The organism is Helicobacter pylori (genome assembly GCF_001653475.1).
Classification (GTDB): domain Bacteria; phylum Campylobacterota; class Campylobacteria; order Campylobacterales; family Helicobacteraceae; genus Helicobacter; species Helicobacter pylori_CM.
Genome location: NZ_CP011487.1, coordinates 661,360 through 686,894, shown reverse-complemented (window position 1 = coordinate 686,894; position 25,535 = coordinate 661,360). Strand labels below are relative to the sequence as shown.

The window sequence follows — 25,535 nt, the reverse complement described above, 5'->3', positions numbered from 1 at the left end:
ATGTCAAAAAAAATAGTAGTCGATCCTATCACTAGGATTGAGGGGCATTTAAGGATTGAAGTGATTGTAGATGATGATAATGTGATCACTGATGCGTTTTCTTCTTCTACGCTTTTTAGGGGGTTAGAGACCATTATTAAAGGCAGAGACCCACGAGATGCAGGCTTCATCGCTCAAAGGATTTGTGGGGTATGCACTTATTCGCATTATAAGGCCGGTATCACTGCAGTAGAAAACGCTCTAGGCATTACCCCCCCATTAAACGCGCAATTGGTGCGATCTTTGATGAACATGGCGCTGCTTTTTCATGACCATGTGGTGCATTTTTATACTTTGCATGGGCTTGATTGGTGCGATATTATGAGCGCTTTAAAAGCCGATCCCATTCAAGCGGCAAAACTTTCTTTCAAATACAGCCCTTATCCTATCAATACCGGTGCACCCGAATTAAAAGCGGTTCAAAAACGCTTGAGCGATTTCGCTAAAAGCGGATCTTTGGGGCCTTTTAGTAATGGATATTATGGGCATAAAACCTATCGTTTAAGCCCAGAGCAAAATTTAATCGTCTTAAGCCACTATCTCAAGCTTTTAGAAATCCAAAGGGAAGCGGCGAAAATGACCGCTATTTTTGGGGCCAAACAGCCTCACCCACAAAGCCTAACGGTGGGGGGTGTTACGAGCGTTATGGATATATTGGATCCGACAAGATTGGCTGAATGGAAGAGCAAGTTTGAAGTGGTGGCTCATTTTATCAACCATGCTTACTACCCTGATTTGGTGATGGCAGGCGAAATGTTCGCTAATGAGCCATCCGTTATTAGAGGCTGTGGCTTAAGGAATTTTATCGCTTATGAAGAAGTGTTGCTCGGGAGGGATAAATACCTTTTGAGTAGTGGGGTGGTACTTGATGGGGATATTTCTAAACTGCACCCCATTGATGAGAGTTTGATTAAAGAAGAAGTTACGCATTCTTGGTATCAATATGAAAACACTAAAGAAGCACAACTCCACCCTTATGACGGACAAACTAACCCGCATTATACCGGTTTGAAAGACGGCGAGAGCGTGGGGATTGAAAATAAAATAATCCCTACTAAAGTGCTTGACACTAAAGATAAATATTCTTGGATAAAATCGCCCAGATACGATAGTAAGCCCATGGAAGTAGGCCCTTTAAGTTCCGTAGTGGTAGGTTTAGCGGCGAAAAACCCTTATGTTACTGAAGTGGCTACTAAGTTTTTAAAAGACACTAAACTGCCTTTAGAGGCGTTGTTTTCAACGCTTGGGCGAACGGCAGCAAGGTGTATTGAAGCTAAAACAATCGCTGATAATGGTCTTTTGGCGTTTGATGCGTTAGTGGAAAATCTAAAAAGCGATCAAAGCACTTGCACTCCTTATTACATTGATAAAAATCAAGAATATAAAGGGCGCTATATCGGTCAAGTGCCAAGGGGTATGCTAAGCCATTGGGTGCGTATTAAAAACGGCGTGGTGGAAAATTATCAAGCGGTGGTGCCTTCTACTTGGAATGCGGGGCCTAGAGATTCTAAAAATCAAAGGGGGGCTTATGAAATGAGCTTGATTGGCACTAAAATCGCTGATTTAACCCAGCCTTTAGAAATCATTAGGACTATCCATTCTTTTGACCCATGCATCGCATGTTCTGTGCATGTGATGGATTTTAAAGGGCAGTCTTTAAACGAGTTTAAAGTAGAGCCTAATTTCGCTAAATTCTAAAAAGGGTTACGCATGGATAAAATGAATAAAGTCGTTTTACACAAAGAATATTCAGGTTTTGTGCGCTTTTTCCATTGGGTTAGGGCTTTGAGTATTTTTCTTTTAATCGCTACAGGGTTTTACATCGCTTACCCTTTTTTGCAACCTAATTCCAGCTTTTATAAAGGGGTGTATCTTTTACAAGCTTATGTGCGCTCTTTTCATGTCATGTTTGGGTTTTTGCTCATTAGTGCATTGATCTTTAGAACCTATCTTTTTTTCACTAAAGAAAGTGCTTTGGAGCGCAAAAGTTTTAGCCAGCTTTTAAGCCCAAAAGCCTGGATTAATCAGATGAAAGCGTATTTTCTTATCAGCGGCAAACCCCACACTAAAGGAGCGTATAACCCTATCCAACTCGTGGCTTATTCCACCTTGATTGTTTTGATAGTGTTAATGAGCTTGAGCGGGATGGTGCTGTATTATAATGTCTATCATGCGGGGCTTGGAGCGTTTTTAGCGAGTGCTTTTAAGTGGTTTGAGGTGCTTTGTGGGGGGTTAGCGAATGTTCGTTTTATCCACCACTTAGCGACTTGGGGGTTTATTTTGTTTGTTCCTGTGCATGTTTATATGGTCTTTTTCCATTCTATCAGGTATGAAAGTTCGGGGGCGGATTCTATGATTAATGGCTATGGTTATACCAAAGAATGAGTCAAAAAATCCTAATTCTAGGCATTGGCAATATCCTTTTTGGCGATGAAGGGATTGGGGTGCATCTAGCCCACTACCTCAAAAGAAATTTTTCTTTTTTCCCTAGCGTGGATATTGTGGATGGGGGGACAATGGCTCAGCAACTCATTCCTTTAATCACTTCGTATGAAAAGGTTTTGATTTTAGATTGCGTGAGCGCTAAAGGCGTTGAGATAGGATCAGTCTATGCCTTTGATTTTAAGGATGCTCCTAAAGAAATCACATGGGCTGGGAGTGCGCATGAAGTGGAAATGCTGCACACTTTAAGGCTTGCGGAGTTTTTAGGGGATTTGCCTAAAACTTTTATCGTGGGGCTTGTGCCTTTTGTGATAGGGAGCGAGACTACTTTCAAGCTTTCAAGCGAAATTTTAAACGCTTTAGAAACAGCCTTAAAAGCCATAAAAACTCGACTCAACGCATGGGGAGTTAAAATGCAGCGCGCCGATCATATCGCCTTAGATCGTATCGCTGAACTCTCTTATAAGGGTTTTTGAATTGGTGTTTGTCTTTCTTTTTAAATGCGTTAATGAAGAAACGAGCCTAAATTTTACGCCCCTTTTAGAGCAAATAGCATTCAATTTGCAAGCGCGTTTTTATAGCGTTTATAAGGATCATACGACTTCTTTCTATCTCCAAGCGAGCGCTGAAACCACTTTAGAATTCGCACAAAAACTCAGCGAAATTCTGCCCTTTTCTTTAGATTTTAGCTTTTTGTCTTTAAAGGAAATCACAGAGCCTTTAGATGAAAATCTTTTCCAAACAACAAGCCTTTCAAAGCCCCTTTTTATGAACGCTAAAGAGCATCAAGATTTTTTAGATAAAAATTCATCTTTGTATGCCAATGCGTTTTATTTTGTTAAAAACACCGCTTTTAAGGGGGTTATAATCCATAGCCCTAAAGAGCTTATAGATTGCTTAACCCAATTAAAAGGCATGCTCAAAACACAAGATTTTATCCCTATTTACACTTCTAGGGGGGCATTATCCCTTTCTTTAAAAAAGCCCTCTCCAAGCGTTATTTTTAGCGATCTTTCTAGCGTTTTGACCTGCACTAAATTGCTTTTAGAGGACGCTAAGTATTTGGCTAGTTTGGAAAAACCTTCTATCAAAGCCTCTTTAAAAAGCGTGTTTAAGGACACTTTTAAAAACGATGAAATCATCGCCCAACTACCCTTTGACCCCATATTGAATTTATTGTGCCATATTTTACAAGATGAGGGTATAGAATTTGTTTTTACCCATGCAAACAACCCACAAGAAGCGCTTTTGCATTATGAAGCGCTTTTTAAAACCCCTAAGCGCTTGATCACACCCACCAAAAAATTTGTACTAGAAAACAATCTTTCTGCCATTGCTTTTAAAGATGAATTAGAGTTTTTGAGTGCAACCCCCAATTCTATCGTTTTGTATCTTAGTTTCAAGCGCCCTACAAGGTTGTTACTGCATGCTAATGGTTCTTTAAAAACGCTTTTAAGCGTCAGTTTTGATTTCAACCAATCGTTTGACCTCCTCAAACAAGATGAAAAAGCCTCTAGAATGCTAAAAAACTACGAGGCTAAATTCCCTAATTTTTACGCGCGCATTTTAGAGCTTTCTAAATATCAGCTAGGGGGTGCGAATTTATTGGATTTTTTCCAAATTTTGGGGTTTGTTTTGGGTTATAGCGAGAATTTTTGCACACAAAGCGTTATTTCTTTGGCTAAAGAATGCTTACGCCCTAAAGGCCCTAGGATTGATTATAAAATCCTTAAAGACGATTCTTTTAAAATGGCTTTAAATTTTTCAAAGATCATGCACAGTGCGATGAGTTTCAGGCTCGCAGGCGTGGAAAATGAAATTTTGAGTTTGGGGATTTTGGATTCTTTGGCGGAGTTTTTGGGGAATTTCATTTGGGATAACGCACAGAATTTTAGCGTCCAAGAAGTAACGATCGTTGGGGACTTCTTTGGCGAAAAAGTGTTTTTGGATTTGTTTGTGCAATATTTCCCCAAAACCCTAACCCTTAAAACGCATGCGTTTTTGGATTATGAATAAGGGCTTAAAAGCGGATGTGTATCATCAACCCGCCGTCCATGTATTGGGTTTTTTTACTTTTAGTCCTTTCAAAATAAGGCCCAAAAGACAGAGCTTTATTGAAATTAACAACCGGCATGCTCACCCCTTCGGCGATATTGTTTTTAGCGAGTTGTTTGTAAAACTTTTTACCGCTTTTTTTATGGCTTTTAAGGGTAGGGCTTTTTTCTAAATCTATGCCTTCTAAAGCACTACTTTTAGTGAAATCATAAAGCCTTTTGTTGTTTTTAGTCTCGGTTTCTAAATCCACTGCGAACATGCTATTATAAGCCACAAACGATACAAGAAATAAATTTTTAACTATACGCATAAGATCTCCTCTTATATAGTCTCTTCCTATCACACCACCATAGCATGTTAGAAATAACCATTAGAAAACACAAGCGCATTTGAGTAAAAACACCACCACGCTCGCTAAAAGCCACCCAATCAATAAAAAGCGTAAGGGAAGTATCCAGGCGCTCCATACCCATAAGGCCCATAAGGCATAAGACCTGCCCCATAAGGCATGAAACCATAGGGCATGTAATAATAAGGCATGTAATAGCCTCCATACATCCCGTTTTGCATGGGCGAATTGAGATTATCCACTGAATTGTAAAAGCCGTTTAAAGAGCCATAAGCGTTATAATTAGTGAAACGATTGATCAAAGGCGTGGTGTGCGCATCAATAGTGGCGTTTTCTTGCTGGATAGCCTTTTCTTCTCTGGCGACTTCTTGGGCTTTAGTCTCTTTGGGATCTTTAACTAGCACTTCTTCTATAGGTACATTCGCCCCACAAGCGCTTAACAGATAGGCTAAAAAGCCAGTGTTTAAAAAAAGAATGATTTTAGAGAGGTGAGCGGATTGGTTGGGTAAAAAAGTTTTATGGTTTGGATGCATAAGATTTCCTAATTTAAAAATAACTAAAGATTAACATGTTTTTAATTTAATGTTGATTAAGCGGTGGTTTTGTAGCCATTTCATTTTAATTTTGTTTTTCATTAAAACCCAATAACTAAAATCTTATTTTTATGATAAAATACCTAATCACAATATCAAATCTTAAACCAAAGAAAAACCATGAAAAAAGCTCTCTTACTAACTCTCTCTCTCTCGTTTTGGCTCCACGCTGAAAGGAATGGATTTTATTTGGGTTTAAATTTTGCAGAAGGAAGCTATATTAAAGGACAAGGTAGCATCGGCAAAAAAGCTTCAGCAGAAAACGCCTTAAATGAAGCGATCAATAACGCAAAAAATTCATTATTCCCCACACAAAACACAAAAGCTATAAGAGATGCACAAAACGCCTTAAATGAAGTGAAAGATTCAACAAAAATCGCTAACCGATTCGCAGGGAATGGTGGATCGGGCGGTCTTTTTAATGAACTCAGCTTCGGGTATAAATATTTTTTGGGTAAAAAAAGGATTATAGGGTTTAGGCACTCTCTTTTTTTCGGTTACCAACTTGGTGGCGTTGGTTCTGTTCCTGGCAGCGGTTTAATCGTTTTTTTACCCTATGGTTTCAATACGGATTTGCTTATTAATTGGACTAACGATAAGCGAGCGTCCCAAGAATATGTTAAACGAAGGGTAAAAGGGCTCTCTATATTTTACAAAGATATGACCGGCAGAACGCTAGACGCTGATACATTAAAAAAAGCATCGATGCATGTATTTAGAAAATCTTCAGGGCTTGTGATTGGCATGGATATAGGGGCTAGCACTTGGTTTGCAAGTAACAATCTCACCCCTTTCAATCAAGTCAAGAGCCACACGATTTTTCAGTTGCAAGGAAAATTTGGCGTTCGTTGGAATACTGATGAATACGCTATTGATCGCTATGGCGATGAAACATATCTTGGAGGTTCTAGTGTTGAATTAGGGGTTAAAGTGCCAGCTTTTAAAGTCAATTACTATAGCGATAATTACGGGGATAAATTGGATTATAAAAGAGTGGTGAGCGTTTATCTTAACTATACATATAACTTTAAATAACTTTAAAAATAAACATTAAAAACACGCTTTTTAACGCTCTTTAGTTGGTTTTTAAAACAAAACCTTATTTTGAAACTCTTCATAGCCTTTTTTTCTCAATTGGCATGCCGGGCATTCATTGCAGCCATAGCCATAAGCATGCAAAATCTTTCGCTCTCCTTGATAGCAGGTGTGCGTTTCTTTGATGACTAAATCCAAGACGCCTAAATCTTTAGCCATTTGAAATTCTTGTGCTTTATTCAAAAACATTAAAGGCGTTACAATTTTAATCGCCGTGTTTGATCCTAAATTAAGCGCATGCTCAATGCTTTTAATAAAATCTTCTTTACAATCCGGATAGCCGCTAAAATCCGCTTGCGAAACCCCTAAAGCGATGTTACTAGCCCCTAGTTTTTGCGCGTAAGAATGCAAAAGGGTGATAAAAATAGCGTTACGATTAGGCACAAAAGAGTTGGGTAAATCTTTATTTTGCACGCTTTCTTTCTCATACGGCTGCCCTATCAAATCGTTAGAGTTTTTAAAAAGCGCGGAGTGGGTGATATTCTCCAAAAAATCTAATAGGATGATTTCATAAGGGAGTTGTAAAAGAGAAGCGATTTTTTGAGCGCATTCTAATTCCACAGAGTGTTTTTGCGCGTAATCAAACCCCACTAAATAGACTTTTTTAAAACGCTTTTTCGCCCATACGGCTAAAGTGGTGCTATCTTGCCCGCCGCTAAAACTGATTACGCAAATTTCTTGTTCCATCAAAATTCCTTAAAAATTCTAAAAAGGTATAATAACACAAAGAAATTTTAAGAGTAAAAAGCGTGTTTGAGTTAGAAAAAGAATTAAAAGAATTGTTTGACATTTATGAAAAATCCTCTCATGAGCTTTACTTGGTAGGGGGGTGCGTGCGCGATTGTTTAATGGGTATTACCCCTAAAGATTACGATTTAACCTCAAGCGCTTCAGTCAATGAAAGTAAAGAACTTCTTTTAAAACACCATTTTAGGGTGCTAGAAACCGGCATCAAATATGGCACGATCACGGCTCTTAAAAACAATCAAAGCTATGAAATCACAACTTTTAGAATTGAAAAAGGGCATGTCAAGCACCGAAAGCCTAAAGAATTGGTTTTTAGCGCTCATCTAACAGACGATTTGAAACGGCGCGATTTCAGCATGAATGCGATCGCTTATAGCCCTACAAAAGGGATTATTGATCCTTTTAAAGGGCAGAATGCGATTGAAAATCAAGTGATTGAATGCGTGGGGGAAGCGCGATTAAGGTTTTTTGAAGACGCTTTAAGGATCTTAAGAGCGTTACGATTTAGTGCAACTTTAGGCTTTAAGATAATGACAAGCACCAAAAGAGCGGTTTTTGCGTGTAAGGATTGGTTAAAACATCTTTCTAAAGAGCGCTTGCAAAGTGAATTAAATAAGTTTCTTATGGGGAAAAATGCCTATGAAGTGGCTAAAGAATATCAAGAAATTTTAGAGGTGGTTATTCAAGAGAAAATAGAAAATATAGAAAATTTAGGGTTTTTAAAGAATGCGCCTTTCAATTTGGAATTAAGATTGTTAGGGTTTTTTAAACATCAAAAAAGTTTAGAAAATTTACGCTACCCTAAAAAAACTTGTGTTTTATTTTTAAAAGCTAAAGAATGCCATAAAGCTTTTTTAAACACCCATAACAAAACAGAATTAAAATTTTTATTAAAAAACTACGATTTAGAGCCCTTTAATTTGGCTTTAGATTTTTATGCACTAGAAAACCCTAAACACGCTTTAAAAATTAAAGGCTTGTTAAAAGAAATCTTTAACGCTAACGAACCTTTTAAAAAAGAACACCTAACCCTTAAGGGCGGCACGCTTCAAAGCTTGGGCTATAAACACCAACAAATCGGCGGAATTTTAAACGCATGCTTAGATTTAGTCATCGCTAACCCTAAAAACAACGCTTTAGAATGGCTGATAAAATGGGTTAAGGATCATTATTTACCTAATGATGCTATAAACTTTGTGCCAATAAGCAAAAAAATTACAAATGGAGAAACATGGCAACGATGAATGCGATTCAATGGCCTAAGAAATGGATTTTAGGAGAGACTGATAATTTTGTGTCCAATGAAGTCATTGTCAAAGGTTTGGATTTTAATAAAGTGGTGCAGCATTTAAGAGACGCATCCCATTGGGAAAGGTATTACAAAAATTCAGGGAATATCCGCATGCACAATCAAGACAATACCATTCTTAAAGATAAGACTCGTTTTTGTTTTGAAACTTTTGGCTTTCTTGTTGAAGTGCAAGTGGAAGAGTTTGAATTGAAAGATGCCATACTGCGTTTGGCTTGGAGAGGTTGGAATGAAGCTAAAGGCGATGAATATCTTGAAGTCTATCATGCATGGCTAGTTGAAAAACTGGATAATAATCGTGTGCGTATTCTAACCCAAGAAAGCCAATCAGGAGTCCCTGCTAAAGCTTTAGTAGTGTCTGTGCCTAATGCGATGTTGAATGGCCATCAAGCTTGGTTAGATGGTTTAGTGGCGTATTCGCACTAATAAGTGAGGATTAAATGGAAATAGGATGGATTGGACTTGGGGCTATGGGGACTCCTATGGCGACTCGTTTGTGCGATGCGGGTTTAAAAGTATCAGTTTATAACCGAACAGAGAGTAAAGCAACCCCTTTAAAAGAAAAAGGCGTAGCGGTTTATACCAACCCTATAAATTTGGCCGCTAAAGTTGATCTAATTTTTATCATGCTTTCGGATAAAATGGCGATTGATGCTGTTTTAGTGCCAAAATTTTGGGAACAGATGTCTGAAAAAATCGTGGTGAATATGAGCACTATCGCTCCTTTGGAAAGCTTGGCTTTAGAAGAAATCGCTCAAAAGCATCAAGTAACTTACCTTGAAGTGCCTGTTTCGGGATCGGTTGGTGCGGCTAAAGCCGGGGCTTTATTGATTTTAGCGGCAGGTGAAAAAGAAGTGGTTACTCAACTCAAACCTGTTTTTGCACATTTAGGAAGTCAAACTTTTTATTTAGGAAAAGTTGGTCAAGGGATGAGAGCCAAATTATCCATTAATAGCCTTTTAGCTCAAATGGGGATTGCTTACTCAGAAGCTTTACTATTAGCCAAACATTTAGGGGTTGGTGCAGAGCTATTTTTGCAAATTATTGGCCAATCTGGCATGAATTCGCCTCTCTTTCAAGCTAAAAAAGGCATGTGGCTACAAGATAGCTATCCGGCCGCTTTCAGTTTGAAGCTCATGCTCAAGGACATTCGTTTAGCCAGCAATGAAGCAGGAGAGGCGATTCAATTGCCATTCTTATTCAAAGTGCAAGAGCTTTATTCTCGAGCAGAAAAATCCGGTTTAGGCGCATTGGATATGGCAGTTATTTATCATTATTTAGAAAAAGGAGATCATTAAAATGGACAGAGAACAAGTGATTGCTTTACAGCACCAACGATTTGCTGCGAAAAAATACGATCCTAATCGCCGTATTTCTGAAAAGGATTGGGAAGCTTTGGTTGAAGTGGGGAGGTTAGCCCCTTCTTCAATCGGGCTTGAACCATGTAAAATGCTTTTATTGAAAAATGAACGCATGAAAGAAGATTTAAAACCGATGGCCTGGGGGGCACTTTCTAGCTTGGAGGGAGCGAGTCATTTTGTCATTTATCTTGCACGAAAAGGCGTTACTTATGACAGCGATTATGTTAAAAAAGTGATGCATGAGGTTAAAAAAAGGGATTATGACACTGATTCTAGGTTCGCTCAAATCATCAAAAATTTCCAAGAGAGCGATATGAAACTCAATAGTGAACGATCCTTGTTTGATTGGGCTAGCAAGCAGACTTATATCCAAATGGCGAACATGATGATGGCAGCGGCCATGTTGGGGATTGATTCTTGCCCGATTGAAGGGTATGATCAAGAGAAAGTGGAGGCTTATTTAAAGGAAAAAGGCTATCTAAACACGGCGGAATTTGGGGTATCGGTAATGGCTAGTTTTGGTTATCGTAACCAAGAAATCACCCCTAAAACCCGCTGGAAGACAGAAGTTATTTATGAAGTGATTGAATAAAAAAACGCTTTTAGCTTTTGGATAACCAACCATAAAGAGCTTGGCGTTAGCCAAGTGCTAATCTCTTAAACAATGCTTTTTCATGTTTGATAAAAACAGAACTACCACAGCATAATTAAGTATTCTTTAGGTATAATCAAAAATTATTTTTAAATAAAGGGTTTTTATGCTTCGTTTTGCGCCTTCGCCTACAGGGGATATGCACATAGGGAATTTAAGGGCAGCCATTTTTAACTACATTGTGGCCAAACAGCAACACAAACCCTTTCTCATCCGCATTGAAGACACGGACAAAGAACGCAACATTGAAGGCAAAGACCAGGAAATTTTAGAGATTTTAAAGCTTATGGGGATAAGCTGGGACAAGCTCGTGTATCAAAGCCATAACATAGATTATCACAGAGAAATGGCAGAAAAATTACTGAAAGAAAATAAAGCGTTTTATTGTTATGCGAGCGCGGAGTTTTTAGAAAGAGAAAAAGAAAAAGCCAAAAATGAAAAACGCCCTTTCAGGTATTTAGACGAGTGGGAGGCTTTAGAAAAAGACAAGCACCATGCCCCTGTGGTGCGTTTAAAAACCCCAAATCATGCGGTGTCTTTCAATGATGCGATTAAAAAAGAAGTGAAATTTGAACCTGACGAATTGGATTCTTTTGTGCTTTTAAGAAAGGATAAAAGCCCTACTTATAATTTCGCTTGCGCATGCGATGATTTGCTCTATGAAATCAGTCTGATTATTAGAGGCGAAGATCATGTGAGTAACACCCCTAAACAAATTTTAATCCAGCAAGCTTTAGGCTCAAACGATCCGATTGTTTATGCGCATTTACCCATTATTTTAGATGAAACAAGCGGTAAAAAGATGAGCAAAAGAGATGAAGCGTCCAGCGTGAAATGGCTTTTAAATCAAGGGTTTTTACCCGTTGCGATTGTGAATTACCTCATCACTATCGGTAATAAAGTGCCTAAGGAAGTTTTTAGCCTTGATGAAGCGATAGAATGGTTTGATTTAAAAAATCTTTCTAATTCCCCAGCTCATTTTAATTTAAAATATTTAAAACACTTAAACCACGAGCATTTAAAGCTTTTAGACGATGAAAAATTATTAGAACTCACTTTAATCAAAGATAAAAAACTCCTAGGACTTTTAAGATTATTTATAGAAGAATGTGGCACGCTTTTAGAATTGAAAGAAAAAATTTCGTTGTTTTTAGAGCCAAAAGATATTGTTAAAACTTATGAAAACGAGGATTTTAAAGAGCGTTGTTTAGCGCTTTTTAACGCCCTAAAAAGCATGGATTTTCAAGCGTATAAGGATTTTGAAAGTTTTAAAAAGGAAGCCATGCGATTGAGCCAGCTTAAGGGTAAGGATTTTTTCAAACCTTTGCGCATCCTTTTAACCGGGAACTCGCATGGCGTTGAATTGCCTTTGATTTTCCCCTATATCCAAAGCCATCATCAAGAAGTTTTAAGGCTTAAAGCATGATTTTTTCTACCCTTATTAATGCGGTAGCGGTGATTTTAAGCTCGCTCATTACGATCTATATATGGGTAGTGATCATTTATTCGCTTATTAGCTTTGTGCAGCCTAACCCCAATAACCCCATCATGCAAATCCTCGCTCGCTTGTGTGAGCCGGTGTTTTATTTTTTACGCTCCAGATTCAAGCTTGTGTTTAATGGGTTGGATTTCGCTCCTTTAGTGGTGGTCATTGTTTTGAAATTTTTAGATTTAACCCTCATCCAATGGCTTTTTGCGCTCGCCAAAAGTCTTTAAAGAAAACCATGCGTTTTTTTATTTTATTTTTTATCGGCATGCTTGGCGTTGGTTTTTCTCAAGCCGAGTTCAATTTAAAAGATTTAGAAAAAAAGCCCGCCGGGATCGTTAGGGATTATTATTTATGGCGTTATATTAGCGATAAAAAAACCAGTTTAGAAAACGCTAAAAAAGCCTATGAATTGACTCAAAATAAAAACAGCGCCCTGCAAAAGGCCATGCAAGAAAAAGGCTCAGACGATTCAGAAAAAAGCCCTGATGTTAAATTGCCTGAAGATATTCATTGCAAGCAAATAGCTTTAGAAAGCATGCTAGAAGAGGCAGACACTTTCCAAGCAAGCTGTATCGCTATCGCTTTAAAATCAAAAATCAGAGATTTTGATAAAATCCCCCTTCAAACCCTTAAGCCCTTACAAATTAAAATCAAAGAGGCTTACCCTATTCTTTATGAAGAATTAGAAATTTTGCAAAGTAAGAATGTGAGTGCTTCTTTATTTAAGGCTAACGCACAAGTGTTTAGCGCGCTTTTCAATCATTTGAGTTATGAAAAAAAGCTCCAAATTTTTGAAAAGCATATCCCGATTAAAGAGTTAAACCGCCTTTTAGATGAAGATTACCCGGCGTTTAACCGCTTGATCTATCAGGTTATTTTAGATCCTAAATTGGATCATTTTAAAGACGCTCTCACTAAAAGTAACGCTACCTATAGCAACGCGCAAACCTTTTTTATCCTAGGGATTAATGAAATCTTGCGCAAAAAACCCTCTAAAGCGCTCAAGTATTTTGAACGCTCAGAAGCGGTTGTTAAAGACGATGATTTTTCAAAAGACAGAGCGATTTTTTGGCAGTATTTAGTCTCTAAAAAGAAAAAAGTTTTGGAGCACCTTTCACAAAGCCCTGCCTTAAACCTCTATAGTCTTTATGCGAGCCGCAAGCTCCAAACCACGCCCAGTTATCGCATCATTTCTCACATTCAAAATTTAAGCCAAGAAGACCCTCCTTTTAACACTTATGACCCTTTTTCGTGGCAAATTTTTAAGGAAAAAACCTTGAGTTTGAAAGATGAGGGTGCGTTTAATGCGATGCTAAAAAGCTTGTATTATGAAAAAAGCGCCCCTGAATTGACCTATCTTTTAAGTCAACGCAATAAAGACAAGATTTATTATTATTTATCCCCTTATGAAGGCATTATTGAATGGCAAAGCGTGGATGAAAAGGCTATGGCGTATGCGATCGCTAGGCAAGAAAGTTTCTTGCTCCCGGCTTTAATCTCTCGCTCGTTCGCTCTAGGGCTTATGCAAATCATGCCCTTTAATGTAGGACCTTTCGCTAAAAGCCTTGGCATGGATAATGTTGATTTAAACGACATGTTTAACCCCAATATCGCTCTCAAATTTGGTAATTATTACTTGAACCATTTGAAAAAAGAATTCAACCACCCCCTTTTTGTCGCCTACGCTTATAACGCTGGACCTGGGTTTTTAAGGAGGTGGCTAGAAAGCTCCAAACGATTTAAAGAAAAAAATCATTTTGAGCCATGGCTTAGCATGGAGCTTATGCCTTATAGCGAAACCCGTTTGTATGGCTTTAGGGTCATGCTCAATTACTTGATTTATCAAGAAATTTTTGGGAATTTCATCCCTATTGATGCGTTTTTAGAACAAACTCTTAACTCAAAGGACAAACCATGATTAAAAAATGCCTTTTTCCTGCCGCTGGCTATGGCACGCGCTTTTTGCCGATCACTAAAACCATTCCTAAAGAAATGTTGCCCATTGTGGATAAGCCTTTAATCCAATACGCTGTAGAAGAAGCGATGGAAGCAGGCTGTGAAGTGATGGCGATTGTTACAGGCAGAAACAAACGCAGTTTAGAAGATTATTTTGACACGAGCTATGAAATAGAGCATCAAATCCAAGGCACCAACAAAGAAAACGCCCTAAAAAGCATTCGTAACATTATAGAAAAATGCTGTTTTTCCTATGTGCGCCAAAAGCAAATGAAAGGCTTAGGGCATGCGATTTTAACCGGAGAAGCCCTCATAGGCAATGAGCCTTTTGCGGTGATTTTAGCCGATGACTTATGCATAAGCCATGATTATCCAAGCGTGCTAAAGCAAATGATTTTATTGTATCAAAAATACCAATGCTCCATTGTAGCCATTGAAGAAGTGGCACTAGAAGAAGTTTCAAAATACGGCGTGATTAGGGGCGAATGGTTAGAAGAGGGGGTGTATGAGATTAAAGACATGGTGGAAAAACCAAGCCAAGAAGACGCCCCAAGCAATCTAGCCGTGATAGGGCGCTACATTTTAACCCCGGATATTTTTGAAATTTTAAGCGAGACGAAACCGGGTAAAAACAATGAAATCCAAATCACAGACGCCTTACTCACTCAAGCCAAAAGAAAACGAATCATCGCTTACCAATTCAAAGGCAAACGATACGATTGCGGGAGCGTGGAAGGCTATATTGAAGCGAGTAACGCTTATTATAAAAAACGCTTGTAAATCTTATCAACATGGGCAATTTGATTTATTATGCTTACATGTATTTGATCCTCTTTGTATGCTTGCTACCTGTGTTATTGGTGGGGCTTGCTTGGAGGCTTTCTCGCCCCCCCTTAAAGCAAAATCTTCCTAATAAAAGCCTCTCTTTAGAAAATTTGAGCGAACAAATCAAAAACCTTAAAAGCGCGCCAGCTTTAGAAAAACTTAAAAACAGCTTTAATGAGCGTTTTAAAATTTGCCCTAAAGACAAAGAAACCCTGTGGCTAGAAACGATTCAAAATTTAGTCGCTTCAGAATTTTTTGAATTAGAAGACGCTATTAATTTTGGGCAAGAATTAGAAAGCGCTAACCCTAGTCATGCACAAAAAATCGCTAACGCTACCGGCTTAGCCCTTAAGAATAAAAAAGAAAAAGGATAGAATTGGATTTTTTAGAGATTGTAGGACAAGTCCCTTTAAAAGGGGGGGTAGAAATTTCTGGGGCGAAAAACTCCGCGCTCCCCATTTTAGCCGCCACGCTTTTAAGCCAACAAGAAATCAAAATCAAATCTTTGCCCCAAGTGGTGGATATAAAGGCGATGGCATTATTGTTGCAAAATTTAGGCACAGAATTAGAATGGCTTAATCCTAACACGCTTCAAATCAGCACCAAATCCTTGCACCACACCGAAGCCACTTACGATTTAGTGCGTAAAATGCGCGCTTCTATTTTGGTTTTAGGCCCTTTATTGGCGCGTTTTAAAGAATGCTTAGTGAGTTTGCCAGGGGGGTGCGCTATAGGAGCAAGGCCTGTGGATTTGCACTTAAAAGCGATGCAACAATTAGGGGCTGAAATCACAATTGAGCAAGGCTATATCCATGCAAAAGCTCCTAAAGGCTTGAAAGGGAATGATATTTTATTTGATAAAATCAGCGTTACAGGCACAGAAAATGCCCTCATGGCAGCAAGCTTAGCTAGAGGGATCACGCACATCATTAACGCCGCTAAAGAGCCAGAAATCACTCAATTGTGCGCGTTTTTACAGAGTGGAGGGGTAGAAATTGAGGGTGTTGGCAGCAGCGAGTTAAAGATTAGGGGGGTAGAAAATGACGCTTTGAATTTAAAAGACATTCAAATCATACCAGACAGGATTGAAGCAGGCACTTATTTATGCGTGGGGGCTATCACTAACAGCCAGCTTAAAATCAATCGCATCATCCCTAACCATATTCAAGCGATCACCGACAAGCTCATAGAAATTGGTTTTTCGCTAGACATTCAAGAAAATTCTATAGAAATTTATCCGGCCAAAAAACGCCAAGCCTTTGAAATCACCACGAAAGAATACCCTGGTTTTCCCACAGACATGCAAGCGCAATTCATGGCGTTAGCCACGCAGTGTTTGGGCACAAGCGTGATTGAAGAGACGCTTTTTGAAAACCGCTTCATGCATGCAAGCGAACTGCAACGCTTGGGGGCTAATATTAGCCTAAAAACGAATGTTGCTACCATTAGCGGATCCACAGAGCTTACCGGAAGCGATGTGATGGCGACCGATTTAAGGGCTTCTTCGGCTCTCATTTTAGCCGCTTTAGTGGCTAAGGGCGTGAGTAGGGTGCATAGGATTTACCACTTGGATAGAGGTTATGAGAGGTTAGAGGATAAAATCAACGCCTTAGGGGCAAAAGTTGCGCGCTTAAAAGAAAAATAACTCAATATTTGGTTACAATAGCTAGAATATTTTTCAATTATTACATAAGGAGCTTTTATGCGTATTGAGCATGATTTCATTGGGCAAATGGAAATTAGCGATGAAGTTTATTATGGGATCCAAACTTTAAGAGCGAGTGAAAATTTTTTCATCACCAACGACAAGCTTTGCAGTTATCCTGTTTTTATTAAATCTTTTGCTCAAGTCAAAAAAGCGGCTGCTTTAGCTAACGCGCAATTAGGCTTGATTGATGAAAAGCTTAAGATTGCGATTTGCCATGCGTGCGATTTGTTGATTGATGGTAAATACCATGATCAATTCATTGTGGATATGATTCAAGGGGGGGCTGGCACAAGCACGAACATGAACATGAATGAAGTGATTGCTAATTTGGCTTTAGAATACATGGGGCATAAAAAGGGCGAGTATCAATTTTGCCACCCAAACGACCATGTCAACCGCTCTCAATCCACTAATGACGCCTATCCTAGTGCGTTAAAAATCGCGATTTATGAGCGCTTGAGTAATTTAGTCGCTCCCATGAAGGCTTTAAGGGACGCTTTCGCTCAAAAAGCTAAGGAATTCGCTCATGTGATTAAAATGGGGCGCACCCAACTTCAAGACGCTGTGCCTATGACTTTAGGTCAAGAGTTTGAAACTTACGCCTTGATGGTTGATAGGGATATTGAGCAGGTTTTAGACGCTAGGAATTGGGTAAGAGAGCTTAATTTAGGCGGCACGGCTATTGGCACAGGGATCAATTCGCATCCGGATTATCGCGGTTTGATTGAAAAGAAAATCCAAGAAGTAACGGGTCGCCCCTTTGTCATGGCTAATAACTTGATAGAAGCCACTCAAAGCACGGGGGCGTATGTGCAAGTGAGTGGGGTGTTAAAGCGTATTGCAGTGAAACTTTCTAAGGTTTGTAACGATCTCAGGTTGCTCAGCTCAGGTCCTAGAGCCGGGCTGAATGAAATCAATTTGCCCAAAATGCAGCCAGGTAGCTCTATTATGCCTGGTAAAGTCAATCCGGTGATCCCTGAAGTGGTCAATCAAGTGTGCTTTGCGGTGATTGGGAATGATTTGAGTGTGGCGTTAGCCGCCGAAGGAGGGCAATTGCAACTCAATGTGTTTGAGCCGGTTATCGCTTATAAGCTTTTCCATTCCTTTGTGATTTTAGGGCGCGCGATTGAAACTTTAACGACTAAATGCGTGGAAGGCATCACGGCTAATGAAAAGATTTGCCACGATTATGTCTTTAACAGCATTGGCATTGTTACTGCACTAAACCCTCATATCGGCTATGAAAAATCCGCTATGATCGCTAAAGAAGCTTTAAAAAGCGATCGCTCCATCTATAACATTGCTTTAGAAAAGAAAATCTTAACTAAAGAGCAACTGGACGATATTTTTAAGCCAGAAAACATGCTAAGTCCTCACGCTTTCAAAAAGCATAAAGACTGAACGCTTTGCAACTTCCACTCCTTCAAACTTTACGCTCCCTTTATATGGAGCGTCTTTTGGGCGAAACTTACACGAATACCAACCTTAATAAGCCCCAAAATAAGCCCCTTAACAAACAAGTTTATGAGGGCATAGAAAATTGCAATCTGTGCAAACGCCATCAAAATTCAAAACCGGTAATTGGGCTTTTTAACCCCACTTCTAAGCTCACTTTCATTACGCTAACCCCCATGCTGGATAGCCAATTGAATTTCTTAAACAATTTAAGAGCGGCCATGTTGCAAAGCATTATCCAAAAAGTTTTTAACTACCCCTTAAAAGATTGCAGTATCTTATCGCTCCTTAAATGCGACTCTAACAGCCTTAATTTAGAAGAAGAAATCAACGCATGCTTATTTCATTTAATTTGGCAATTAGACAACAGCGCTTCAAAAGTCATTGTGGTATTTGGCGGGATTTTGCCCAAACGCCTTTTAAACCTTTCTAAAGAAGAATCCTTTGGGCACATCGTGTCTTTAAAAACAAAACATTTTTTAAGCACCCATGCTTTAGAGGACATGCTCAAAAACCCCACGCTCAAAAAAGAAGCGTTAGCGCATTTCAAAATAGCGCTCCAATTTCTTAACCAATCTTAAAATACGCCTTACTTTCTAACCCATCTCCTTATGGTGCGCAACAAGGGTAAAGACTTTTGATAAGCTTTGCGATAGATTTTAAAAGAGGTGTTCTGGGATAGCTCCAAAAGAGGGGTAGCCTTTGATAAGAGGCGTTCATGATCTCTTCTCAAATCATCGTAATTAACTCTCAAATCATCGTAATTAACTCTCAAATCATCGTAATTAATTCTCAAATCATCGTAATTAAGATTGCCAAAGACTAGATCTGATGGTTCATTAGGGTTGCTGTGCAGAATGATTTTATAGCGTTGTTTTAAGATGACATGAATAATGAAGTCTCTGAATCCTTTTTTTTCGCTATTCTTTGAGGGCCACCAATTGGCTAGGGCTATATTTAATGGGGGTTTATGGGTTGTATCATCTAAATGGGTGCTGTCTGTATAAGCGTCTAGTAAAGGTTGGAACATGGTTATCCTTTAAAGGAGTATTTTACAAAAAAAATTTTTTAAATCAAAGGCTTGATTAGGGCTAAATCAGGCTCATTGATGCAATGCGTGGCGTGCTGTTTTAAAATCTCTTTAGCGTTGAAAGCGATTTTAATATGGGCATGTTTGAACATGCTCAAGTCATTCGCTCCATCGCCCACGACTAAAGTGCGCGTTTTACTGATATTCAACAAGCGTTGTAAGGAAAGAAGCATTTCGCCTTTAGAGTGTGAAAACATCATATGCCCCGTAACCAAGCCGTTTAAGGCACCATTTTCCACTATCAGCGTGTTACTGAAAGCCGCATCTAAATTTAATAAATCCCTATAATAATTCGTCGCTAGATCAAAGCCCCCACTGAAGCAAACCACCTTGTAATTTTTCTCTTTTAAAGTGCTAATAAGCTCAAGCGCTCCTTTAAATAAAGGCAGACTTTCACAAACTTCTTTGGCTAGTTTTAAGGGCATGTTTTTGAGTTTAGAAACCCTTAAAATAAGACTTTTATGAAAATCTGTCTCGCCATTCATGGCTTGTGAAGTGATCCCTCTCACTTCATCAAAAACCCCCCACGCCCTCGCTAAAGACTCAATCGTCTCAGCATTGACTAGCGTGGAGTCAAAATCAAAAACGGCTAGTTTTTGCACTCAATGACCCTAAAATTAAGATTTCCTGCTTTTAGCGATCCCTTTGATATACTGATCAGCCAAATACAAGCCATGGTTTTCATTACCAATCAACTCAATTTTATCCAAAATATCCTTGAAAAGCACTTCTTCTTCATGCTGTTCAGCCACATACCATTGCAAGAAATTGAAAGTCGCATGATCTTTGCTTTTTATGGCGTGATCGACGATATTATTAATAGACTCGCTGATGTGTTGCTCATGTTCATAAGCTTTTTGGAAAATTTGAGTCAAACCTTCAAACTTATGTTCAGGCGCGCTGATGCTAGTCAATTGCACAGGCACATTGTTTTCATTCAAGAAGACGATAAGCTTTTTAGCATGCTCGTATTCTTCAGCCGCATGGTCAAATAAGAAAAGCCCCGCGCCATCTAAGCTATGGGTATAGCACCAAGAACTCATGCTCATATACAAGTTGGAAGAGTTCATTTCCTTATTCACTTGTTCGTTTAGCAACTTAATGATGTCTTTTGATAACATAGTATCTCCTTTGTGTTGGCTTAAGTTGTCCCATAATTATAGCATAAATGATAATGAAAAAGTAAACAAGAGTATGAAAATTTTTAAAAACTTACAAAAATGAGAGAGAACACCAGCTAATAGCTTGATAAAGCTTGGATTTTATCATAAAAATCCTTTTAATGAGAATTAGGTAAAAAAGGGGTTGGCACCAATTAAGGGGTTAAAAGGGGATATTTTTAATATAATGTATAAAAAGCATTCTTAAATCTAAAAATGCTACAATGTTTATCTTTAAAACGAAAGGGCAATTTAATTATGGACTTTTTAGAAAAAGTATTAGACAATCAAGTTACTGAAAGTGAAGAATTAGTGAGGCTTTATGATTATGATTTATACACGCTAGGGGAAACAGCGGATCGCATGCGCCAGAACATGCACCAAAAAATCGTGTATTTTAATGTCAATAGGCATTTAAACCCTAGCAATATTTGTGCGGACGCTTGTAAATTTTGCGCTTTTTCAGCCCACAGAAAAAACCCTAACCCTTATGAAATGAGTTTAGAAGAAATCTTAGAAAAGGTTAAAAACTCCTACAACAAGGGGATTAAAGAAGTCCATATCGTGAGCGCTCATAACCCTAATTACTCTTATGAATGGTATTTGAAGGTGTTTGAAACCATCAAGCAAGAAATGCCCAACCTGCATTTAAAGGCCATGACCGCTGCAGAAGTGCATTTTTTAAGCGTCAAATTCAACAAACCTTTTGAGCGCGTGCTAGAAGACATGCTCAAAGCTGGGGTGGATTCCATGCCTGGTGGGGGAGCGGAGATTTTTGATGAAGAAATCAGGCGTAAAATCTGTAATGGTAAGGTGGGATCTTCTCGGTGGTTAGAAATCCATGCTTATTGGCACAAATTAGGCAAAATGAGTAACGCTACCATGCTTTTTGGGCATATTGAAAATAAAATCCATCGCATCGATCACATGCTAAGAATCAAAAAAATCCAAAGCCCTAAAAATAAAGTAGAAAACAAAGAAGGGGGCTTTAACGCTTTTATCCCCTTATTGTATCAAAAAGAAAACAATTATTTGAAAGTAGAAAAATCCCCTAGCGCGATAGAAGTCTTAAAAACCATCGCCATATCCCGCATTCTTTTAAATAATATCCCCCACATCAAAGCTTATTGGGCGACTTTGGGCTTGAATTTAGCTTTAGTGGCTCAAGAATTTGGCGCTAACGATTTAGACGGCACGATAGAAATAGAGAGCATTCAAAGCGCGGCAGGCGCGAAGAGCCGGCATGGTTTAGAAAAAGAAGATTTGATATTTAAAATCAAGGACGCTGGTTTTGTTGCGGTAGAAAGGGATAGTTTGTATAATTTTATACAGAAATTTTAATAATTTTTAGCGTTTTTTTAAGGATGATTAGTTACAATAATGCTACTAACAACACTCAAACTAAAATCTATTAAGGAAATCAGTATTAAAAAATTTATTCTATCTTCTCTTGTTTTCGCATGTATCAATACCAGCGTTGAAGCTTTAGAAAATGACGGCTCTAAACCAAACGATTTGACTTCTCCAAAAGAAGTCTCTCAAGAATCTCAAAAAAATGAGACTCAAAAAGAAACCCCCCAATCAAGTCAAACGCCTAAAGAAATGAAAGTCAAGTCCGTTTCTTATATCGGGCTTTCTTACATGTCTGACATGCTCGCTAATGAAATTGTAAAGATTCGTGTGGGCGATATTGTGGATTCTAAAAAAATAGACACCGCTGTTTTGGCTTTGTTCAATCAAGGGTATTTTAAAGATGTTTATGCCACTTTTGAAGGCGGCATATTAGAGTTTCATTTTGATGAAAAAGCCAGAATTGCCGGGGTAGAAATCAAGGGTTATGGGACTGAAAAAGAAAAAGACGGCTTAAAATCCCAAATGGGGATCAAAAAGGGCGACACCTTTGATGAGCAAAAATTAGAGCATGCTAAAACGGCTTTAAAAACAGCTTTAGAGGGGCAGGGCTATTATGGGAGCGTGGTGGAGGTGCGCACAGAAAAGGTCAGTGAGGGCGCGTTATTAATCGTGTTTGATGTGAATAGGGGGGATAGTATTTATATCAAACAATCCATTTATGAGGGAAGCGCGAAATTAAAACGCCGCATGATTGAATCTTTGAGCGCGAACAAGCAACGAGATTTCATGGGCTGGATGTGGGGCTTGAATGACGGGAAATTGCGTTTAGATCAATTAGAATACGATTCTTTGCGTATCCAAGATGTGTATATGCGTAGGGGTTACTTAGACGCTCATATTTCTTCGCCTTTTTTGAAAACGGATTTTTCTACCCATGACGCTAAGCTTCATTATAAAGTCAAAGAGGGGATCCAATATAAGATTTCAGACATTTTAATAGAGATTGACAACCCGGTAGTCCCCTTAAAAACCTTAGAAAAAGCGCTTAAAGTTAAAAGAAAAGATGTCTTTAATATTGAGCATTTAAGAGCGGATGCGCAAATTTTAAAAACCGAAATTGCCGATAAGGGTTATGCGTTTGCGGTGGTGAAGCCAGACTTGGATAAAGATGAAAAAAACGGGCTTGTGAAAGTCATTTATCGTATTGAAGTGGGCGATATGGTGTATATCAATGATGTTATCATTTCAGGGAACCAGCGCACAAGCGATAGGATTATTAGAAGGGAGTTATTGTTAGGGCCTAAGGACAAATACAACTTGACCAAACTAAGGAATTCCGAAAATTCTTTAAGGCGTTTAGGGTTTTTCTCTAAAGTCAAAATTGAAGAAAAAAGGGTGAATAGCTCGCTGATGGATTTATTAGTGAGCGTAGAAGAGGGGCGCACCGGGCAGTTGCAATTCGGGTTAGGCTATGGCTCTTATGGAGGGCTTATGCTTAATGGGAGCGTGAGCGAAAGAAACCTTTTTGGCACAGGGCAGAGCATGAGCTTGTATGCTAACATTGCTACAGGGGGGGGCAGATCTTATCCGGGCATGCCAAAAGGAGCGGGGCGTATGTTTGCCGGGAATTTGAGCTTGACTAATCCAAGGATTTTTGACAGCTGGTATAGCTCTACGATCAATCTTTATGCGGATTACAGGATAAGCTACCAATACATCCAACAAGGTGGGGGCTTTGGGGTGAATGTCGGGCGCATGTTGGGTAACAGAACCCATGTGAGCTTAGGGTATAACCTGAATGTTACCAAGCTCCTTGGTTTCAGCAGCCCTTTATACAACCGCTACTATTCCTCTATTAATGAAGTGGTTTCTCCAAGGCAATGTTCTACGCCCGCATCGGTGATTATCAATCGCTTATCAGGCGGTAGAACCCCCTTACAACCTGAAAGCTGTTCTAGTCCTGGAGCGATTACCACTTCACCAGAAATAAAAGGTATTTGGGATAGGGATTACCATACGCCTATCACTAGCTCTTTCACCCTTGATGTGAGCTATGACAACACCGATGATTACTATTTCCCTAGAAATGGGGTTATCTTTAGCTCCTATGCGACCATGTCTGGCTTGCCAAGCTCTGGCACGCTCAATTCTTGGAACGGGTTAGGCGGGAATGTCCGTAACACCAAAGTTTATGGTAAATTCGCCGCTTACCACCATTTGCAAAAATATTTATTGATAGATTTGATCGCTCGCTTTAAAACGCAAGGGGGCTATATCTTTAGGTATAACACTGATGATTACTTGCCCTTAAACTCCACCTTCTACATGGGGGGCGTAACCACGGTGAGAGGCTTTAGGAACGGATCAATCACGCCTAAAGATGAGTTTGGCTTGTGGCTTGGAGGCGATGGGATTTTTACCGCTTCTACTGAATTGAGCTATGGGGTGCTAAAAGCGGCTAAAATGCGTTTAGCTTGGTTTTTTGACTTTGGTTTCTTAACCTTTAAAACCCCAACTAGGGGGAGTTTCTTCTATAACGCTCCCACCACTACGGCGAATTTTAAAGATTATGGCGTTATAGGGGCTGGGTTTGAAAGAGCGACTTGGAGGGCTTCTACAGGCTTACAGATTGAATGGATTTCGCCCATGGGGCCTTTGGTGTTGATTTTCCCTATAGCGTTTTTCAACCAATGGGGCGATGGCAATGGCAAGAAATGTAAAGGGCTGTGCTTTAACCCTAACATGGACGATTACACGCAACACTTTGAATTTTCTATGGGAACAAGGTTTTAAAATGCGCATTAACAGAGAAGAAATTTTGGATTTAATGAAAAACGCGCCCTTGAAAGAATTAGGGCAAAGGGCTTTAGAAATAAAGCAACGCTTGCACCCTGAAAACTTGACGACTTTTATTGTGGATAGGAATATCAATTACACCAATATTTGTTTTGTGGATTGCAAGTTTTGTGCGTTCAAACGCACCTTAAAAGAAAAAGACGCCTATGTGTTAAGCTATGAAGAAATTGATCAAAAGATTGAAGAATTACTCGCTATTGGCGGCACGCAGATCCTTTTTCAAGGGGGGGTGCACCCGCAGCTCAAAATAGACTATTATGAAAATTTAATCAGCCATATCGCTCAAAAATTCCCCACCATTACCATTCATGGTTTTAGCGCGGTTGAAATTGATTACATTTCTAAAATCTCTAAATTGTCTTTAAAAGAAGTTTTAGAAAGGTTGAAAAACGCTGGGTTAAGCTCTATTCCAGGAGCAGGAGCTGAGATACTAAGCGATAGGGTGCGCGATGTGATCGCTCCTAAAAAATTGAGCAGCGACAGGTGGATTGAAGTGCATAGAACGGCCCATCTTTGTGCTATTAAAAGCACGGCTACCATGATGTTTGGGAGCGTGGATAATGAAGAAGATGTGGTGGAGCATTTACAAAGAGTGCGCGATTTGCAAGATGAAACCGGTGGCTTTAGGGCTTTTATTTTATGGAGTTTTCAGCCCGACAACACCCCCTTAAAAGAAGAAATCCCTAGCATTAAAAAAGCGAGTTCCAATCGGTATTTACGCTATTTGGCATGCAGTAGGATTTTTTTAGATAACATTCAAAACATACAAAGCTCATGGGTTACTCAAGGCTCTATGATAGGGCAGTTAGCCTTATTATTTGGAGCGAATGATTTGGGGAGTGTGATGATGGAAGAAAATGTAGTGAAAGCGGCCGGAACGAGTTTTTGCATGAATGAAGCAGAAATGATAGAGCTTATTGAAGACATTGGGAGCGTGGCGGCTAAACGAAACACCGCCTATGAAATCTTAAAGCGTTATCCGGCTAAAGCAAAGGTATAAA

25 protein-coding genes and 1 pseudogene are annotated in these 25,535 nt (G+C 39.1%); 20 read left to right on the top strand and 6 right to left on the bottom strand.

Annotation, left to right across the window (positions count from 1 at the left end; all coding sequences use genetic code 11):
- From AA974_RS03350 to hydE, 4 genes are read left to right on the top strand one after another with little or no spacing between them, the layout of a single operon-like run.
- Complete coding sequence (locus AA974_RS03350) at positions 1-1,737, top strand: nickel-dependent hydrogenase large subunit (RefSeq protein ID WP_064433417.1); 1,737 nt, start codon at positions 1-3, stop codon at positions 1,735-1,737.
- 12 nt (positions 1,738-1,749) lie between these two features.
- Positions 1,750-2,424: a Ni/Fe-hydrogenase, b-type cytochrome subunit gene (gene cybH / locus AA974_RS03345; protein ID WP_064433416.1), complete on the top strand. Its 675-nt coding sequence runs from the start codon at positions 1,750-1,752 to the stop codon at positions 2,422-2,424.
- A complete protein-coding gene (gene hydD, locus AA974_RS03340; RefSeq protein WP_064433415.1) occupies positions 2,421-2,957 on the top strand; it encodes a hydrogenase biosynthesis protein HydD in 537 nt (178 codons plus the stop codon). Before cybH ends, hydD begins: the two co-directional genes overlap by 4 nt.
- 1 nt (position 2,958) lies before the next feature.
- Positions 2,959-4,497 (top strand): hydrogenase biosynthesis protein HydE, encoded by a 1,539-nt coding sequence (hydE, locus tag AA974_RS03335; protein WP_064433414.1) that lies wholly within the window; start codon positions 2,959-2,961, stop codon positions 4,495-4,497.
- 4 nt (positions 4,498-4,501) lie between these two features.
- Here hydE and AA974_RS03330 read toward each other — a convergent pair whose 3' ends face one another.
- Both AA974_RS03330 and AA974_RS03325 read right to left on the bottom strand, forming a co-directional pair.
- The gene (locus AA974_RS03330) at positions 4,502-4,879 is read right to left on the bottom strand and encodes a hypothetical protein (RefSeq protein ID WP_080471014.1); all 378 of its coding nucleotides are present in this window, start codon (positions 4,877-4,879) and stop codon (positions 4,502-4,504) included.
- A gap of 86 nt (positions 4,880-4,965) precedes the next feature.
- Complete coding sequence (locus tag AA974_RS03325) at positions 4,966-5,418, bottom strand: hypothetical protein (protein WP_064433412.1); 453 nt, start codon at positions 5,416-5,418, stop codon at positions 4,966-4,968.
- A 180-nt stretch (positions 5,419-5,598) separates the two neighbouring features.
- Between AA974_RS03325 and oipA the strand changes: the two genes are divergently transcribed.
- Positions 5,599-6,513: an outer inflammatory protein OipA gene (oipA, locus tag AA974_RS03320; protein WP_064433411.1), complete on the top strand. Its 915-nt coding sequence runs from the start codon at positions 5,599-5,601 to the stop codon at positions 6,511-6,513.
- A 51-nt stretch (positions 6,514-6,564) separates the two neighbouring features.
- Here oipA and queC read toward each other — a convergent pair whose 3' ends face one another.
- Positions 6,565-7,260: a 7-cyano-7-deazaguanine synthase QueC gene (gene queC, locus AA974_RS03315; protein ID WP_064433410.1), complete on the bottom strand. Its 696-nt coding sequence runs from the start codon at positions 7,258-7,260 to the stop codon at positions 6,565-6,567.
- Positions 7,261-7,322: 62 nt separating this feature from the next.
- Here queC and AA974_RS03310 point away from each other — a divergent pair, with 62 nt between their 5' ends.
- The 12 genes from AA974_RS03310 to AA974_RS03255 all read left to right on the top strand — a co-directional run bounded on the left by AA974_RS03310 (position 7,323) and on the right by AA974_RS03255 (position 18,656).
- Positions 7,323-8,564, top strand: a complete 1,242-nt coding sequence (locus AA974_RS03310; protein WP_064433409.1) for a CCA tRNA nucleotidyltransferase — start codon at positions 7,323-7,325, stop codon at positions 8,562-8,564.
- Entirely contained in the window at positions 8,552-9,055 is a 504-nt protein-coding gene (locus AA974_RS03305) for an SRPBCC family protein (protein ID WP_064433408.1), read from the top strand. The genes AA974_RS03310 and AA974_RS03305 overlap by 13 nt, the downstream gene beginning before the upstream one ends.
- A 14-nt stretch (positions 9,056-9,069) precedes the next feature.
- The gene (locus tag AA974_RS03300; protein ID WP_064433407.1) at positions 9,070-9,927 is read left to right on the top strand and encodes an NAD(P)-dependent oxidoreductase; all 858 of its coding nucleotides are present in this window, start codon (positions 9,070-9,072) and stop codon (positions 9,925-9,927) included.
- A 1-nt stretch (position 9,928) separates the two neighbouring features.
- Positions 9,929-10,582 (top strand): NAD(P)H-dependent flavin oxidoreductase FrxA, encoded by a 654-nt coding sequence (frxA, locus tag AA974_RS03295; protein WP_064433406.1) that lies wholly within the window; start codon positions 9,929-9,931, stop codon positions 10,580-10,582.
- Between the two features lie 166 nt (positions 10,583-10,748).
- Positions 10,749-12,068 carry a glutamate--tRNA ligase gene (gene gltX / locus AA974_RS03290; RefSeq protein WP_064433405.1) on the top strand — a complete coding sequence of 440 codons (1,320 nt, stop codon included), beginning with the start codon at positions 10,749-10,751 and terminating at the stop codon, positions 12,066-12,068.
- A complete protein-coding gene (locus AA974_RS03285) occupies positions 12,065-12,358 on the top strand; it encodes a YggT family protein (RefSeq protein WP_064433404.1) in 294 nt (97 codons plus the stop codon). Before gltX ends, AA974_RS03285 begins: the two co-directional genes overlap by 4 nt.
- An 8-nt stretch (positions 12,359-12,366) precedes the next feature.
- A complete protein-coding gene (locus AA974_RS03280) occupies positions 12,367-14,049 on the top strand; it encodes a lytic transglycosylase domain-containing protein (RefSeq protein ID WP_064433403.1) in 1,683 nt (560 codons plus the stop codon).
- Complete coding sequence (gene galU / locus AA974_RS03275; protein WP_017280445.1) at positions 14,046-14,867, top strand: UTP--glucose-1-phosphate uridylyltransferase GalU; 822 nt, start codon at positions 14,046-14,048, stop codon at positions 14,865-14,867. The genes AA974_RS03280 and galU overlap by 4 nt, the downstream gene beginning before the upstream one ends.
- Before the next feature lie 11 nt (positions 14,868-14,878).
- A complete protein-coding gene (locus tag AA974_RS03270) occupies positions 14,879-15,286 on the top strand; it encodes a hypothetical protein (RefSeq protein ID WP_064433402.1) in 408 nt (135 codons plus the stop codon).
- 2 nt (positions 15,287-15,288) lie between these two features.
- On the top strand, positions 15,289-16,557 hold the full coding sequence (gene murA, locus AA974_RS03265; protein ID WP_064433401.1) for a UDP-N-acetylglucosamine 1-carboxyvinyltransferase: 1,269 nt from the start codon (positions 15,289-15,291) through the stop codon (positions 16,555-16,557).
- A gap of 57 nt (positions 16,558-16,614) precedes the next feature.
- On the top strand, positions 16,615-18,021 hold the full coding sequence (aspA, locus tag AA974_RS03260; protein ID WP_064433400.1) for an aspartate ammonia-lyase: 1,407 nt from the start codon (positions 16,615-16,617) through the stop codon (positions 18,019-18,021).
- Positions 18,022-18,065: 44 nt separating this feature from the next.
- Complete coding sequence (locus tag AA974_RS03255) at positions 18,066-18,656, top strand: uracil-DNA glycosylase family protein (protein WP_064433399.1); 591 nt, start codon at positions 18,066-18,068, stop codon at positions 18,654-18,656.
- 8 nt (positions 18,657-18,664) lie between these two features.
- Here the strand turns inward: AA974_RS03255 and AA974_RS08350 are convergent.
- From AA974_RS08350 to AA974_RS03240, 3 genes and pseudogenes are all read right to left on the bottom strand, one after another.
- Positions 18,665-18,931: pseudogene (locus AA974_RS08350) on the bottom strand (glycosyltransferase family 10 domain-containing protein); the annotation flags it as partial.
- A gap of 212 nt (positions 18,932-19,143) precedes the next feature.
- Positions 19,144-19,767 (bottom strand): phosphoserine phosphatase SerB, encoded by a 624-nt coding sequence (gene serB / locus AA974_RS03245; protein WP_064433397.1) that lies wholly within the window; start codon positions 19,765-19,767, stop codon positions 19,144-19,146.
- 15 nt (positions 19,768-19,782) lie between these two features.
- Positions 19,783-20,286, bottom strand: coding sequence for a ferritin (locus AA974_RS03240; protein ID WP_025313819.1), 504 nt, complete (start codon positions 20,284-20,286; stop codon positions 19,783-19,785).
- A 297-nt stretch (positions 20,287-20,583) separates the two neighbouring features.
- On the opposite strand from AA974_RS03240, the gene mqnE reads away from it, so the two are divergent.
- From mqnE to AA974_RS03225, 3 genes are read left to right on the top strand one after another with little or no spacing between them, the layout of a single operon-like run.
- Complete coding sequence (gene mqnE, locus AA974_RS03235; RefSeq protein ID WP_064433396.1) at positions 20,584-21,666, top strand: aminofutalosine synthase MqnE; 1,083 nt, start codon at positions 20,584-20,586, stop codon at positions 21,664-21,666.
- Positions 21,667-21,705: 39 nt separating this feature from the next.
- Complete coding sequence (gene bamA, locus AA974_RS03230; RefSeq protein WP_196207235.1) at positions 21,706-24,471, top strand: outer membrane protein assembly factor BamA; 2,766 nt, start codon at positions 21,706-21,708, stop codon at positions 24,469-24,471.
- Between the two features lies 1 nt (position 24,472).
- Positions 24,473-25,534: a dehypoxanthine futalosine cyclase gene (locus AA974_RS03225; RefSeq protein WP_064433395.1), complete on the top strand. Its 1,062-nt coding sequence runs from the start codon at positions 24,473-24,475 to the stop codon at positions 25,532-25,534.
- The last annotated feature ends 1 nt before the right edge of the window (position 25,535 follow it).